Here is a 13,761-nt window from a genome sequence, read left to right on the forward strand (position 1 = left end):
GAAACTACCCCGATTTCAATATTTTCAAACTTACGAGAAATCCAAAGAACAAGTTCGTATAGTAAGTTATGGTTCTCCAAATAGCTACTAGAACACCAAGAGCACCTTGTGGAACGAATGCAGAATAGAGATAAGCCATCGTACCCTCAGCAATTCCACTGCTTCCCGGTGTTAGGGGGATTAGGGAGACTACAACTATTATCACCTGTGCAGTTATTGAGAACAGGAAGTAGGGTGGAAGGTGCATTGCTAACAGTATGAATGATGGTATCAGAAAACCTAAGAGCCACATGGCGATTGTAAGCAGAAAGACTATGCATGCGTAATGCTTCGATTTCAAAATGTCTATTAAGGCAACTCTGAATCTCAAAGCCTCGGTTATCACTTTAGCCTTTATCTCGTCTGTTCTACCCTTCAAAAATCTTCTAGTGAATTTGAACAGTTTTTCTACAAATCTCTCGATCTTTTTCGGGTTCTTCAGCAGTGTGTAGAGAAGAGCTATGAAGAGAACCAAGAATAACGAGAATATACCAGCAACTCTAAAGCCTAATCCAACGTAAAATCCAGTCAGGATTACAAGAATTGGTAGAGAAATTGCAAAAAATATTGCATCGAGCAATCTCTCTATTAGGACAACGGCTGAAGCCGTTCCGTAGCTTTTGCAGACATCTGCAACCATCTTAACTCTCACAGGTTCTCCGCCAGCAGATGAAGGAGTTATGGCCGCGAAAAACATGCTTGAAAGCGTTGTTATGAGGGAATAACTGTAGCTAACATCACTCCCCAAAGTCTTGGCAATTATTTTCAATCTCAAAGCCCATAAGAGCCAGAAAGAAACTTGAAGGAGAAAGGCGATTACTAGAAATTTATAATCGAGAGTTCTTATAATGCTTAGAGAAACTTCAAAATTGGATATGTGGAAAATTATGGCGATCGTTACGATGCTGATTATTAGAGCAATTGTTGCTTTAATCCAGTCTTTCATTTGACCACCTCATGTAGTGTATCAGTGCTTTGATCGAGTAGATTGAGTGAATTGCAAATCCTATGAGTGGAGCGATAAAGTAGAACCATCTGAAGCGTCTAATAAACCTTTTTGATTTGAAGTGAATGGCTATTGAGGAAGCTAAGAGAATTAGGGCGTAGATTATCAGAGCCTCTAAATTGAATGCGAGTAGGGGGATCATGAATATAAGAAGTGACCACGCCAATACATCGTACGGCTTAAATCCTACCATCTTTAAAGCCTGTGCAACACCTTTCGCCCTAGCACTCTGCCAAGCCAAAACATCTTTCAAATTTCTGGGCAAACTTACGACTACCTTAGCATTTGCTAAGCCACACTTAACATTCAAACCGTTTTTGAGTAATAAAAGACTAAAACCGTAATCCTCAGCCCTGACACTCGTAGGATACATGATTTCCCTGTATATCCAAGTCTTCTCAGCCTTGTTGTTCCCCGGTGCGTGTCTTCTGTATAGCTTTGGAACTATTAAATGAATTGCATGATACCAAGCGAAGGCGTGATCGAGAAAACTACCCTCCAAAATCGGAACTCCACCAACTATATCGTAATTCTTTAGAGCTTTAACCATCTCTTCAATGTATCTTTTATCATAGACGTTTTCCGAGTCACCCCAAATGACTGCATCGTAACCCCTCTTTAACGCGAACTCGCAACCTTCCACCCTCGCAAAACCCGTTCCACCCAGTCTATTTTGAACTTTAAACATAACTCCGTATTTCTCAGCAATTTCTTTGGAGTTGTCCTTGGATTTTCCGTCTAGAACGAGTACATCGAAATTCTTGTAAGTCTGATCCTTCAAGGACTTTAAACACCTCTCAAGTCCTTCTGCATTGTCTTTGTTGAGAATTACTACCAGAACTTTCATAGCTCTTTTGCAAGATTTTTAGCTTTGATCCATACAGCATCCATATTCAAATACTCCCAGTTTCCGAATCTGCCAAAGGGTATTACTCCGTTTTCAATGAGAAATCCTCTGATTTCTTCAATCTGACTGTAGCTCTCATCGTATACTATGTAAGCATAATCCCACTCCCACTTTAGACATATCTCAGGTTCAACTTTGAATCCTATCCTTTCCAAACCCTCCAAAACTTCATCGATCTCAGCCTTCCCAGATATCTCAGCTATCAGGTTTACCCTGTTTTCGGGAGCCATGTTCGGGCTGTAGTTGTGAAGGAAAGCTACTCTATGAAAGATTACATCACCATCTGGAACGTACACCCAGTGAAAATCTGGAAGATCTCCCTTCCCACCGATTCCAACGACTGTAAGGGGATTGTAGCTCAGCTTGACTTTCATACCCAACATTCTAGCTGTAACGTCTATTGGAGCAGTTGAAACGACTTTATCGCACACGTATTCTTTCTTTCCTTTTAAGATAAATCGTTCCCCTTCCCTTTCTATTTTCTTAATTCTCTCGTTTGTAACGATGTTGCAATGCTTTGCCAGATTTCTTGCTAGTGTCTCGATTCCCCCTTCCAAAGGATAGTAAAACCTCAGCTGGTGCGTATAACCTTCTGTAGGAATTCCGACACACGACTTTAATATGTCTTCAACCGGTGGATTTGGAACCCTATTCCCCACCCATTCGAGCGTAATCTTTCTTAGATCTGTCTTCCAGAGTTTCTCGTTGTAGGGTCTTAGGTATTTATCTGTTATAGCCCTGCCGAAGACATAGTAAAACCACTCGAGCAGATTTTTGGGCTTTTCCTTCTCTCTAACGTAGTTCATAAAGAAGTCGTAGAGAATCTCGAACCTCTCCTCCTTTGGTAACATGTAAATCCCGTTCTCAAACGGATACTTCACAAATCTCCCTTTATAATGTATGAAAGTCCTCCTCCTATGTTCGACAACTCTCCCAATGATGTTCACTAACTCTCTGAGAGCGTTCGCATCCTTTGAGAATATTATGTGAGATCCGCCAGTGTCGAACGTGTATCCATCAACGTATTCACTCCTCAGAAGTCCACCTACCCTGTCTTTAGCCTCTAAGACTATAGAATCCTTAACGTGGTATGCCAGTGAAAGCCCTGCTAGCCCTCCTCCTATTATTCCTATCAAATTATCCCCTCCATCCGCAGTATGTATTCAGCCCACTTCAGCTTTCTCAACTTTAATCCGTCAGCTCTTTCGAAGTCGAAACCCACGAGTCTTATAGATCTTGCTTTAAAGTGCTTGGCAATTATTGCAGCTCTATCACCATCGGTAAAACCGCAGAAGTTGTAAACGCCGTTTACAGGCTCAACTTGAGTTGTTGCTACAAATCTATCCAGCTTTGGGACAATTTCTCTAAGAAGTTCAATGTTGTCGCCATGAGCATGCAAAATTATTATGCAATCTTTTTCCTCGAGCTTCTTGAGTATTTTCCAACCCTCTTCACCATCCGTTACGTGTATGTGCGGGATTATGTCATAATTTAAGATGCTCTTGCCAGCAGTTATTAGAACATCCCATTTGAAATCTAAACTCTTTGCCAGAGGTCCCAGAACGACAACATCTTTTCCTTCAATGAATTTCAATACGTCAGCGGGTAAAAACTTGCCTTTTCCGAGCTCAGCCATAATTTTTGTGGCCGTTCTATCTTTTTCAACATCTAATTTCAAATCTTTGGCAATTCTCGGATAAACTTCTTTCAGCCAGAATTCAAGATGCATACTTCCATAACCCCCTTCTCTCTTTCATAGCAATCTCCTGAAGCTTCAAGTAGTATTCGAGCTTCTTGAACTTAGTGACGTAAACCCTTGCATAACCTTCTTTCAATAGGAGGGCGTTGAAATCCGTACCATTGACGTAGACATAAGCTAACAGTCTGCCGTATCTATCCCTGTAACCCGTCATGGGATCAAACTCGAGTGTAACGTTTTTATTGTCGAGATAACTCTCCGCAAATTCCTTAGCCTTCAATCCCCATTCAGCTAAGAGCGTCAGGTTCGTTATGTTGTCGTATTCGTAGGGTTTGTTTTGCTCGGCCTTTATCTCAGGTGTGTCGACCCCTATGAGTCTTACCTTTTCGATTTTTCCATCTATCTTCACGATAATTGTGTCACCATCTACAACGTCAACAACAACCCCTTTCTCAACTCTCTCGTATTCCAAACAGCCCAAAAATACCAAAGCTAAGATGACTGTTAAATGGAGTAGTCTCATGGATGCGTGTAGATTGCTCTTAAAAATCCGTTAAAAGACTCAAGCCTACAGAAGGCAAATCTCTCAAATTGGACAACGTTACCCATGTCGTTTAAGGCATTCTTCTCAGCAAACCCCTCTTTGGTAACCTCACCTATAACTTTGCAATCGATTGAATCATCCTCTGATAGCCAGTGAATTATTCTTCCTTTCTTAACATCTCCAAGCTCGTAGCTGACGAACTCGAATATTCTCTCGTTTTTGTCAATCAACTTGATGTTGCAGAAGTCCTTGAGTCTGATTATATCGCCCTCCTTCAACTTCTCGAAATCATCACTGGTTATGTAGACCGTGCTCTTACCTCTCAAAACTCTGAAGCCATCCTTGTTCGGATGCAGTGGTATCCTAACTTCCCTCTCCTCAACACCCTCGATTTTTATCTCAACAGGATTCCAGACGAAGAAGTATCTATTTGCAACTGGATCCACGAGCTTTCTGTTCTCAGCATAGAGATTCTTCACGCTTACAGCCACATCGTTCTCACCGACACCCAATGAAAGGATGAAGTTCCTTATAGCCTCTGGCTGAAAGCCTCTCCTTCTAAAAGCCCTTATTGTTGGCAATCTTGGGTCGTCCCAGCCCTCATACTTTCCCTCTTCAATAGCCTTCCTTATCTCGCTCGTAGAAAGCCTCCCAAACTCGTGAATGCTCACCTTTCCCCAGTGCTTCGTTATAGGATATTCCCAGCCAAAGTACTTGTAGATGTATCTCTGCCTAAGCTCCGAATCTCTCAAGTCCTTTCCCCTGATTATGTGTGTGATACCCAAGATGTGATCTTCTATAGCCGATTCAAAGTCCAAAGTAGGCCAAACACAGTATTTATCCCCTACAAGCGGGTGGTCTTCGTATATTATTCTGAAGGCAACCCAGTCCCTTATTGCAGGGTCTTTGTGCCTCATGTCCGTCTTTATTCTTATGACAACCTCTCCTTCCTCGTATTCACCGTTGAGCATCTTTTCCCAAACCTCCAAAGCTTTCTCCTTACTAACGTTCCTATGAGGGCATTCTACTCCCGCATCTCTGTATTTCTTGAATTCCTCCCTACTGCAGAAGCATGGATAGGCCTTCTCCATCTTAAGCAGTTTTTCACAGTACTCGTAGTAGATGGGAATTCTCTTAGAAGCGTAAACGACTTCCTTTGGCTTAGCATCCAGCCATTCGCAATCCTCAAGATACCATCCGTAAGCTTCCAAGAGCGGTCTTTTAGTGCGGGGATCCGTGTCGTCAAACCTCAGAATAAACTTCCCCTTGTACATCTTGCAATACTCATCGTTCACAATTATTCCACGAGCGGAACCCAATGTTGGAGGCCCATTGGGGTTTGGAGCAAAACGCATCACAACTTTTCCCTCTTCAGCATTTTCCAATGGTGGAAGTTTAGTCTCCCTTTCATCCTTCTTTTTGACATCTATTACAGAATACCTCTCGAAGAGCGCCCTCCTTTTCTCCTCACTCAGCGAGTTGAACTCTGCAATACACTCTTTGACAATTTCAAGAACTTCTTTAGCCTTACTCCTAAGCTCTGGCATTTCAGCCATTATCTTGCCCATCACAGCCTTCTCGTTGGGTTTGCCGTATTTCAGAGCATTTAGAACCACGTACTTCATTACTATCTCTTTCACGATTTCGATTTGTTCGGAGGCGTTATAAAACTGTTATTAAGCCATGAATGGAGGCTTACGTATGAAGACGTTGATGTCGATTATAAAATCATCACTAAAAAGCCTTGTAAAGCTTCTCCTTCCTCAAGTATTCTCCCCTGTCAACTAAATTTTCGACTACAACCCTGTCCTCTTCAACATCCTTGTATCTACTGGCGTCGAATCTGCTCTTTCCCAATCCTAGAATGTCACCCTTGGAGTTGCAGACGAAAACTACGTCGTTCTCTTCCACGTCGTCCGTAACCTTTACGACAGACCTTGCAAATATGTCTCTCCCGTATAGGAACAGCATTTCACCCTTTTCATCCACGTAAACCTTCTTCTTCTCTCTTCTGATCAAATAGAAAGATCCTTCAAGTGTAAACCTAAGTCTTCTACTTCCCACTTCTCCGACCTTTATTCCAACGCAGACGTAGTTCAGCTTTACCCTATTGATGAAGTTTGCTAAATCCTTTGAAAGGGCGTAAAGCTCTTTTGCACCTTCGGAATCCTTGATCAGAAGCTCATTTTCCTCTAGAAAGTTTTCAGAACCAAAAGCTCTTAGGGCAGATTTTACAACCTTCTCTTCTCTCCTCTTTGGCTTTCTAAGCATTTTTTCACCAGAGTTATTATATCAATATTTAGCCTGAATGTCTCGACCGTGTTAATTATCACATCTTTACCTATGTACGTACCTAAAGAGTTGGCGAGGCTTTCCGAGAAGACGACTTCTCCGTTTTGGGAATACTCGAAACCCTCCATGTTTGGCTCAAGCCCGATTACTCGGTAGCTCTCTCTGAAGAAGAACGGTTTAGCTCTTTCACCTAAAAATCTTATTTTTGCATAGGTTTCGTTAGCTATTATCGATGTGTTGGAGTATATAGCGTCTATATTTATCCCAATCTCGTTCTTTTCGAGTTCCGGGCTAAACCCACCGACCTTGCTTACGTACAGATCCGTGGCAACCTCTATCGGGTATGCGAACATCGAAATTTATCATGATTTGTCACTTGATATGCCTTTTGGTTGTTACAAAACGTCGCTAAGAAAGCCCCGCTCTTTACAGTAGATCAGAAAGTGTGTTGGTCATAAGGTTATGATGTAACAAACAATTAATAGGAGTATGACAATTTAAAGAAGTAACGAATATTCATTAGGATTGAGTATGGGCTAATATGCTATACTATTTAACGAAGGGAGTTAGCGAAAAGATACGGCGATGTAAAATACATCTACAGGATTAGACTGATAAAGACTTACGCAAAGCCCAATAACGGCAAAATCCTTACTCTTTTTAATTTTGTTTGATTTTTTAATTGTCGAAGTCTAAGGCTCTCGAGCTCGTTATTAATTTTCGACAATTAGTTAACTACCTCAATTAAGTTTTTCTTAGCTGATGGGATTTTTATTCTGTTAACGTTAAAAAAATAAAGTAAAGTATTTAATGTATCTTCTGTAGCATCTATAGAGGTGTAAAAAATGGATGAAATAAAGCCACTAAGAGAATTAGACTTCAAAACAATTAGAGAAGAGTGGATGAATATACAATTGGAGGACGGTACAGTCATTAGATTTAAATCTGTTTTAGTTAGAGTGTTTGAAACTGGACGACATGATCCTATAACAGGAGAGCCCATATACCATGTAGAAGGTCAGAACATAGTAGTTGCAAGGGCTCCTGATGAATTAAAAGGTGCCCCCTCTGATTTTATACCACCAATACCAGAGTTAGTGAAGAAAAAGAAACCTATAGAAGTTAAAATAAAGGGTATTACTGGTGACGAATGGAACGAATATGAATTAGAAACTGGAAAGAGAATTAAGACGAAAACTGTAATTACTAAGGTTCTAAGAATAGATGGATATTACGATAGGTATGGTAATCCAATATATATAGTCCAATCACAAATGATTGCTACAAGCAGTCCTACTCGGCATAAAGTAGTACCCAAACAACATGAATCTATTACATATATAAGTCCTGATAAACTTATAGTGTGCGTATTCTCCAGAAGTGAAGGAATAACAAGAGTTGATTCTACTAATGAGTACAGCTTTTCTGGGTACGGATACAACATTAACGATCCAATTAGTGAGTCTAATCCTCATAGAGGTTGGAAGATTAGTCCAGAAAAGCTTGATTTACTGTTATTAGTTCAAAAGACTCTTGAAAAAGATTGGTACTCGAAGGAGGATGAATTTTGGGATGATTATTGAACAAAGAGATATTGTGCTAATTCATTTTCCATTTACGGATTTAAGCAGAACAAAAAAGAGACCTGTATTGGTTGTTTCGTCAGACGAATTTAACAGACTAAGTGAGGATGTTATAGTCGTTCAGATTACCTCAAATTTAAGAAGTGGTTTTGAAGAATATAATGTTAGAATTAGTAACGATGATTTGGAGATCTGCTACGGGAAACCTATAATCCCAAGTATAGTGAAACCATACATAATCTTCTCTCTTGATAAAGGATTAATAATCAAGAAGATCGGAAAACTAAATGAAGATAAATTCCGAGAAGTTTTAGAAAAACTAAAAGAAGTTATTTTTCCTCAATGACTTCTTTAATAACGCCCTTCTCCCTCAGCCTCTTGACTCCTCTAACGAATCTTTCGTAACTTAGGAACTCTCTATGCTTCTTTTCGAAATCGGCTTTCATGATAGCCCCAAATAGCTTTCCAGCTTAATCCTTGAGGTCTGTACTTCTTGACGTATTGTAGAATTTCCTCATCACAGAATGGTCGTGAACTGCATCTTCACTTCTACGAAAAACATTTACCATCGGAAGCATTTGAGGAAACTTGGAATAAATATGTGGGATTAATAAAAGAGATATTAAGCATAATTAAAGTTTAACCGTAGTCAACCTGAAATTGAAAAATCAAGGTACCAATAATCTTAGCAGTAACTACAGGTTTCATCTCATTAAAGATTAGACATAGGGTGATATTTACTAAAATCCATAAATTATATAAGCAAAGGGAGAATAGGAAGTAGAATAACCTAACAGAGATGTTTTTAGAAGTGGTTTTGGCTCTGAAATCCTTTGAGACTCTGTAAGCGGTTTCAATTCCCCATCTTCTTCTGAATAATTCAGCATAACCGATAGCATTCTTCTCGTTAACTGGAAGATTAGTAACGAAACAGACTTTATCGTTATTAACCCTTGATGGAACAATGAAGAGATTAACAGTCTCTTTACCAGGTGGTTTTCTCTTACGCCACATTTGATAATTCCTCACAACTATAACATCCTTGTCCTTGTTCTCATCAAGGATTTTTCTTATCGTAGAGCTTCTTAAAGCTTGAATAATGAATTTCAACCCAAGTTTCTTCAAAATCCTAATGTATTCCATGTCGTAAAAATGTCTGTCCAAATAGACCCTCTTAATCTTAATCCTGCTCATTGCATGCTTAAGCAACTCTTCAAACACTTTATATCGATCCTTAAACTCTTTCAAAGGCAAAGCCTTTAGATGAAACCTCTTACCGTTCTCAACAATGCAGATCGTCATGAACTTGTAAGCTTTGTGGGTACCCTGTTTCGGTTGTGTTCCGATGACATAATCACCCCACTTCCCGTAATATAGCCAATCGTGTATATCTATCGCTACATCAACTGGATTCCTGAATTTTCCCTTCCTCTTAGCATCTTCTAATAGCTTATCAAACACTAAATCAAATTGAGTTATAATCTCTTCAATACTTAACTTCCTTAAGTGGTAAAGGAGTGTATCGGCTGAAGGAGCTTTATTCCTTAACAACCTATATGTTCTCGAACCATTCGTAGCAAAATCCTTCGTAATCGCAATGTAAGTTAAGAAATCAAGAAAGTCTTCAGTAGTGTAAATGCAGTTGTAGTTTAATTTAAGGTCAATATGAGTATAAACAAGCCTTTTCACATTTCTACAGACTTCTCTAACACAAATTCTTTCGAAAATCTTATCAATATTCCTACTTACCTTTACCTTGGAGCTGGTCTGGTATCCTCGGGGGCGGGGCATGCCAGATCAGCTCCTGCCCGAGGGTGGTGGGGGCACCCTCGGGCGCTCTTTTACCATTTGCTTTACCATTCACCATTTACTATCCACACTATTTAAGGTTTTTGGTGTAACTATATCTGGTTAATTCATAACTAAATATAGTAGAAAAGTGTTATATACTATAATAGGTAAATAGTATGTGGTGATCAGTATGGCAAGGGTTGGAGTTTATAGATATCCAGATATCTCATTGAAAGAAGCAGTGAGTGATTTAGATAAGATTAAGAGATTCTTAGGGAAGAAAGTGGATGGAGAAATTACTAGAGAAGCTATTGCCAAAGCTCTAGGCTTAACTCCAAGAGGTGGCAGATTTACAAATAAGATAGCTTCATTGATCCATTATGGATTCTTAGAAAGTGCTGGTGATGGTAAAGTTAAGTTAACGGAGTTAGCAAAAGAAATTCTTTATCCAATTGGAAACTCTGACATTGAGGCAATGAAAAAAGCCTTTTTCAGTATTCAGTTATTCAAAGATCTTTATGAGCAATATGGAGATTCAGTAACAGTAGAGCAAATAGAGTGGTTTTTAAGAGCAAAAGCAAATGCAGATCCGAGAGAGGCAAAAGAGAAGGCACGAAAAATCCACAAAATTTATATAGAGGGACTCACACAAATATTTAGTGTAGAAAAACAAGAGGAGCAGATTTCTGAAGAGATTCTTGATAGAGGTGAGGAAATCATGATGGAAAGAGAAGTGTTAAAACAGCCAGAAGGTATTGAAGAAATTAAGTTCGGAGATGTAAGAATATGGCTACCACCGACAGAAGAAGGTGTTAAAATTGCAGAACAACTGATTAAGCTCTTTAAGGAAACTAGATTGAAAGTGAAAGAGGTTAAAGAAGAAGAAAAAGAAGAATAGGAGAATAAAGAGTAATAAGAATTTATGGAAAAAAGTTTTTAAATTCTCCATTTTTTACACTCTTTAATGAGGTATGTTTTTGAAAATAGATTAAATGTGCTTTTATCGGAGCTTCTCAATGAATTAGGTGTAATTTCCTATAGTGAGCAGTTAGGTCGTCGGGTACGTAGAGATATAGTTGTATATCATCAGGGATTAAGAATAATTTTAGAAGGATCATATAATAGAGAAGATGCTGAAAGAGATGCTAAAAGAAGGATTGAACAACTTTTAGCTGATTTAGCTATAGCGATCCACTATCCAAGAATCCCAGATGCTACTGATAAAGAACTTAAGGAGAGATTAAAGTCGATTAGATTTTATGCTAAGGTTATAGTTCCTGTAGACATTTCTGGCACTCTCTACGAGTTCCTGTGGCAGAAAAGAGTTATCGCTAAACCTGTCGAGGATTGGATAGAGGTAAATCTAAATCTATTGGCAAATTTAATAAGAGAGTCAGCCCAGTTCATTATAAGCGAGGAGCATGTTAAGCAAGTGGAAAACAAGGTTGACAGCTTTATTAATGATTGGGTTCAATTATTGGTCAATCATCCTCATTCAAACACAATTGCTAGAAATTTATATGATGTTCTTCTCAAATTATATGGGTTCTCCATAGGAGACCCACAGAGAATAAAAGAAGTAATATTTGCTCAATCTGGTCTTGCTTTACTTTTAAGTGCTGTATATTATGAATCTGTTAGATATGCTCATGACTTGAAATCCTTATTTGAGTTAAGTGAAAAAACCGATGCTCAATCAGCCTTAAGAAGAGCTATTGTTGAAATTCTCAAAATAAATTATCAACCAATTTTTAATACGGCATTGGCAATTTTAGATTGTCTTCCTCCAATGCATAGGAAATTTGAACACTTAATTGATCTTGCAACGGAGATTGCTTCAAAAAGATCGCTACTTAGGAGGGATATTGCTGGCAAAATTTACCATAAGATTGTTGGTGATTGGAGCCTTAGAAAAGGTTTAGCAACTTTTTACACACAAATACCTGCTGCCTATTTACTACTACATTTGGCGAAACCAACATTATCAAGAATTTGTGACTTTGCATGTGGTAGTGGTACTCTTCTGACGGCTGCATATAGTGCTGCAAGGACTCAGTATGGTTTATCGTTGTTAGAACAGGGAGTGGATAAAGATCCAAGAGAAATCGATGAGGAATTTCATAAAGCTTTCATAAAATCTTGCTATGGGATAGATGTTCTAAAGTATGCAACACAAGTCACAGCTATAAATCTAGCACTTCATAGCCCAGAAACTCCACTTGATGAGTTTAACATCTATACGTTGCCTTTAGGTCTTAGAGAGAAGAATGGTATGGTATCTTTAGGTTCTTTAGAATTTGCAAGAACTGCTGTAAGATTAGATCAAATATTATATGGAGAAAAAGCTACGAAAATAGGATTAACTAAGGAGGAAGAGAAGTTGATAAAATTAGAACCATTCAAGTTCATTGTTATGAATCCGCCATTTACAAGAGCTACTGGTAGAGGTGGAAGAGAAGGTGGCGGATTATTTGGTTTTATAGCAGATGAAACTGCAAGAGAAAGAGTTCGTTCAGATTATGATAGACTAAGAGATGATATCAGAAATCAACTCTTAAAGATTGGAACTAGATGTTTATATGGTACAGACCTTAGATTCCTCCTTGAGGAACGTGAATATAGGTCAATAGGTCAAGCTGGTGAAGGTTTATTGTTCTTATATTTGGCATACAAAATGCTAGAGGACAATGGTAAGATTTGTTTTGTTTTACCCAAAAGTCTCTTGTCTGGAGTTTCATGGTTCTTAGCAAGAACCTTATTGGCTTCAGAGTTCCATACAGAGTATATTATCGTAAGCTATGATTCAGAAGGAGGTTATAATTTCTCAGAGTCTACAAGCTTAAGTGAGCTTCTTTTGGTAGCAAAGAAGACTAAAGAGCATTCAGATGATGAAAAAACAAAATTTGTGTTATTATTAAAGAAGCCTAGAACAAGCATCGAAGCTATAGCTCTTGCCAATCAAATTGACAGAGGGGAGGAATATGTAGAAGCAGGAAATGCTCAAGCTTTTGTTATAAGCGTTGATAGAAAAACTCTCCTGAAATACATTGATAATTGGGGAAGATTTGTGTTTCTACCAAATACCTACCTCATAAAAGAGATATTAGACATTTTAAGAGGTGTAATAAGAGTTGGAAACATTAAGATTGAGATACCAATAACTAAATTGAACAATTTAATTTCATCAATTGGAATTGACCGCCATCAATTCCATGATCATTTCCAGAGAGTTTTAAGACAAATTCCTGGAAGCATGCCTGCAGTCTACGGAGGTGGAGAAGAAGTTAGAGGAAAAATGGTGATATCACCAAATGCCTATGTTAAACCAAAAACTCAGAGAGCTAGGACTATATTTAGAGAAAAAGCAGGACGGCTTCTATTACCAGATAGAATTAGAGTTAACACAGCTCATGTAATTTCGATGCTTTCTGATACGCCAGTTCTGTCGAACATATTTTATGCTGTTAGACTTAGAGATGAAGATGAAAATAAGCTGAAAGCCCTTTGTTTATGGTTTAACACGACTTGGGGAATCTTAACAGTACTAGCAAATAGAGAGGAAACAGAAGGTGCTTTTATAAGTCTAAAAATGAGCCATTGGAAGACAATCCCAGCATTGGATGTTGATAACCTACCAGAGGACAGATTAAAGGAATTAGCAAATGTTTATGACCAGTTTGGGGAGGCTAACTTCAAAAGGCTACATGAACAAAGTTATTCTCCTATCCATTGTCTCATTGATGTATAAATCTCCTCATAAAGAGATATTAGATCATTTTCGTTTACTTTTGCACCTAAAGCTTTTAGAAATGCTAAATCTAATTCGATTCTAGATTCATCTTCACCAAATTGTTCATGTAGCCTTTTGAAGTTAGCCTCCCCAAACTGGTCATAAAAAAC

The 13,761-nt window shown here is 38.6% G+C and carries 13 protein-coding genes; 4 read left to right on the forward strand and 9 right to left on the reverse strand.

Going from position 1 to position 13,761, the window contains the following annotated elements; genetic code table 11:
- Positions 1–4: 4 nt before the first annotated feature.
- The 8 genes from ARCPR_RS02785 to ARCPR_RS02820 form a co-directional block, all read right to left on the reverse strand.
- A complete protein-coding gene (locus ARCPR_RS02785) occupies positions 5–985 on the reverse strand; it encodes a flippase-like domain-containing protein (RefSeq protein WP_012939957.1) in 981 nt (326 codons plus the stop codon).
- Positions 969–1,892 (reverse strand): glycosyltransferase, encoded by a 924-nt coding sequence (locus tag ARCPR_RS02790; protein WP_012939958.1) that lies wholly within the window; start codon positions 1,890–1,892, stop codon positions 969–971. Before ARCPR_RS02790 ends, ARCPR_RS02785 begins: the two co-directional genes overlap by 17 nt.
- Positions 1,889–3,088, reverse strand: coding sequence for a protoporphyrinogen/coproporphyrinogen oxidase (locus ARCPR_RS02795; RefSeq protein ID WP_012939959.1), 1,200 nt, complete (start codon positions 3,086–3,088; stop codon positions 1,889–1,891). Before ARCPR_RS02795 ends, ARCPR_RS02790 begins: the two co-directional genes overlap by 4 nt.
- Positions 3,085–3,681 carry a 6-hydroxymethylpterin diphosphokinase MptE-like protein gene (locus tag ARCPR_RS02800; RefSeq protein ID WP_012939960.1) on the reverse strand — a complete coding sequence of 199 codons (597 nt, stop codon included), beginning with the start codon at positions 3,679–3,681 and terminating at the stop codon, positions 3,085–3,087. The genes ARCPR_RS02795 and ARCPR_RS02800 overlap by 4 nt, the downstream gene beginning before the upstream one ends.
- Positions 3,671–4,174: a thermonuclease family protein gene (locus ARCPR_RS02805; RefSeq protein WP_012939961.1), complete on the reverse strand. Its 504-nt coding sequence runs from the start codon at positions 4,172–4,174 to the stop codon at positions 3,671–3,673. Before ARCPR_RS02805 ends, ARCPR_RS02800 begins: the two co-directional genes overlap by 11 nt.
- Complete coding sequence (locus ARCPR_RS02810) at positions 4,171–5,835, reverse strand: glutamate--tRNA ligase (RefSeq protein WP_012939962.1); 1,665 nt, start codon at positions 5,833–5,835, stop codon at positions 4,171–4,173. Before ARCPR_RS02810 ends, ARCPR_RS02805 begins: the two co-directional genes overlap by 4 nt.
- Positions 5,836–5,929: 94 nt before the next feature.
- On the reverse strand, positions 5,930–6,466 hold the full coding sequence (locus ARCPR_RS02815; RefSeq protein ID WP_012939963.1) for a PUA domain-containing protein: 537 nt from the start codon (positions 6,464–6,466) through the stop codon (positions 5,930–5,932).
- Positions 6,427–6,840 (reverse strand): hypothetical protein, encoded by a 414-nt coding sequence (locus ARCPR_RS02820; RefSeq protein ID WP_012939964.1) that lies wholly within the window; start codon positions 6,838–6,840, stop codon positions 6,427–6,429. Before ARCPR_RS02820 ends, ARCPR_RS02815 begins: the two co-directional genes overlap by 40 nt.
- Positions 6,841–7,332: 492 nt before the next feature.
- On the opposite strand from ARCPR_RS02820, the gene ARCPR_RS09300 reads away from it, so the two are divergent.
- On the forward strand, positions 7,333–8,070 hold the full coding sequence (locus ARCPR_RS09300) for a hypothetical protein (protein ID WP_012939965.1): 738 nt from the start codon (positions 7,333–7,335) through the stop codon (positions 8,068–8,070).
- Entirely contained in the window at positions 8,060–8,416 is a 357-nt protein-coding gene (locus tag ARCPR_RS02830) for a type II toxin-antitoxin system PemK/MazF family toxin (RefSeq protein WP_012939966.1), read from the forward strand. The genes ARCPR_RS09300 and ARCPR_RS02830 overlap by 11 nt, the downstream gene beginning before the upstream one ends.
- 293 nt (positions 8,417–8,709) lie before the next feature.
- Here ARCPR_RS02830 and ARCPR_RS02835 read toward each other — a convergent pair whose 3' ends face one another.
- Complete coding sequence (locus tag ARCPR_RS02835; RefSeq protein ID WP_012939968.1) at positions 8,710–9,861, reverse strand: transposase; 1,152 nt, start codon at positions 9,859–9,861, stop codon at positions 8,710–8,712.
- Between the two features lie 190 nt (positions 9,862–10,051).
- Here ARCPR_RS02835 and ARCPR_RS02840 point away from each other — a divergent pair, with 190 nt between their 5' ends.
- Together ARCPR_RS02840 and ARCPR_RS02845 are read left to right on the forward strand one after the other, a co-directional pair.
- On the forward strand, positions 10,052–10,759 hold the full coding sequence (locus ARCPR_RS02840) for a hypothetical protein (RefSeq protein WP_012939969.1): 708 nt from the start codon (positions 10,052–10,054) through the stop codon (positions 10,757–10,759).
- A gap of 66 nt (positions 10,760–10,825) precedes the next feature.
- Positions 10,826–13,609 (forward strand): N-6 DNA methylase, encoded by a 2,784-nt coding sequence (locus ARCPR_RS02845; RefSeq protein ID WP_012939970.1) that lies wholly within the window; start codon positions 10,826–10,828, stop codon positions 13,607–13,609.
- The last annotated feature ends 152 nt before the right edge of the window (positions 13,610–13,761 follow it).

The organism is Archaeoglobus profundus DSM 5631, from assembly GCF_000025285.1.
Taxonomy (GTDB): Archaea; Halobacteriota; Archaeoglobi; order Archaeoglobales; family Archaeoglobaceae; genus Archaeoglobus_B; species Archaeoglobus_B profundus.

Excerpts from the sequence above, each read along its gene's own strand:
- ARCPR_RS02785 (WP_012939957.1), bottom strand. The coding sequence starts at position 985 with ATGAAAGACTGGATTAAAGCAACAATTGCTCTAATAATCAGCATCGTA.
- ARCPR_RS02790 (WP_012939958.1), bottom strand. The coding sequence starts at position 1,892 with ATGAAAGTTCTGGTAGTAATTCTCAACAAAGACAATGCAGAAGGACTT.
- ARCPR_RS02800 (WP_012939960.1), bottom strand. The coding sequence starts at position 3,681 with ATGCATCTTGAATTCTGGCTGAAAGAAGTTTATCCGAGAATTGCCAAA.
- ARCPR_RS02805 (WP_012939961.1), bottom strand. The coding sequence starts at position 4,174 with ATGAGACTACTCCATTTAACAGTCATCTTAGCTTTGGTATTTTTGGGC.
- ARCPR_RS02815 (WP_012939963.1), bottom strand. The coding sequence starts at position 6,466 with ATGCTTAGAAAGCCAAAGAGGAGAGAAGAGAAGGTTGTAAAATCTGCC.
- ARCPR_RS02820 (WP_012939964.1), bottom strand. The coding sequence starts at position 6,840 with ATGTTCGCATACCCGATAGAGGTTGCCACGGATCTGTACGTAAGCAAG.
- ARCPR_RS09300 (WP_012939965.1), top strand. The coding sequence starts at position 7,333 with ATGGATGAAATAAAGCCACTAAGAGAATTAGACTTCAAAACAATTAGA.
- ARCPR_RS02830 (WP_012939966.1), top strand. The coding sequence starts at position 8,060 with ATGATTATTGAACAAAGAGATATTGTGCTAATTCATTTTCCATTTACG.
- ARCPR_RS02835 (WP_012939968.1), bottom strand. The coding sequence starts at position 9,861 with ATGCCCCGCCCCCGAGGATACCAGACCAGCTCCAAGGTAAAGGTAAGT.
- ARCPR_RS02840 (WP_012939969.1), top strand. The coding sequence starts at position 10,052 with ATGGCAAGGGTTGGAGTTTATAGATATCCAGATATCTCATTGAAAGAA.
- ARCPR_RS02845 (WP_012939970.1), top strand. The coding sequence starts at position 10,826 with ATGAGGTATGTTTTTGAAAATAGATTAAATGTGCTTTTATCGGAGCTT.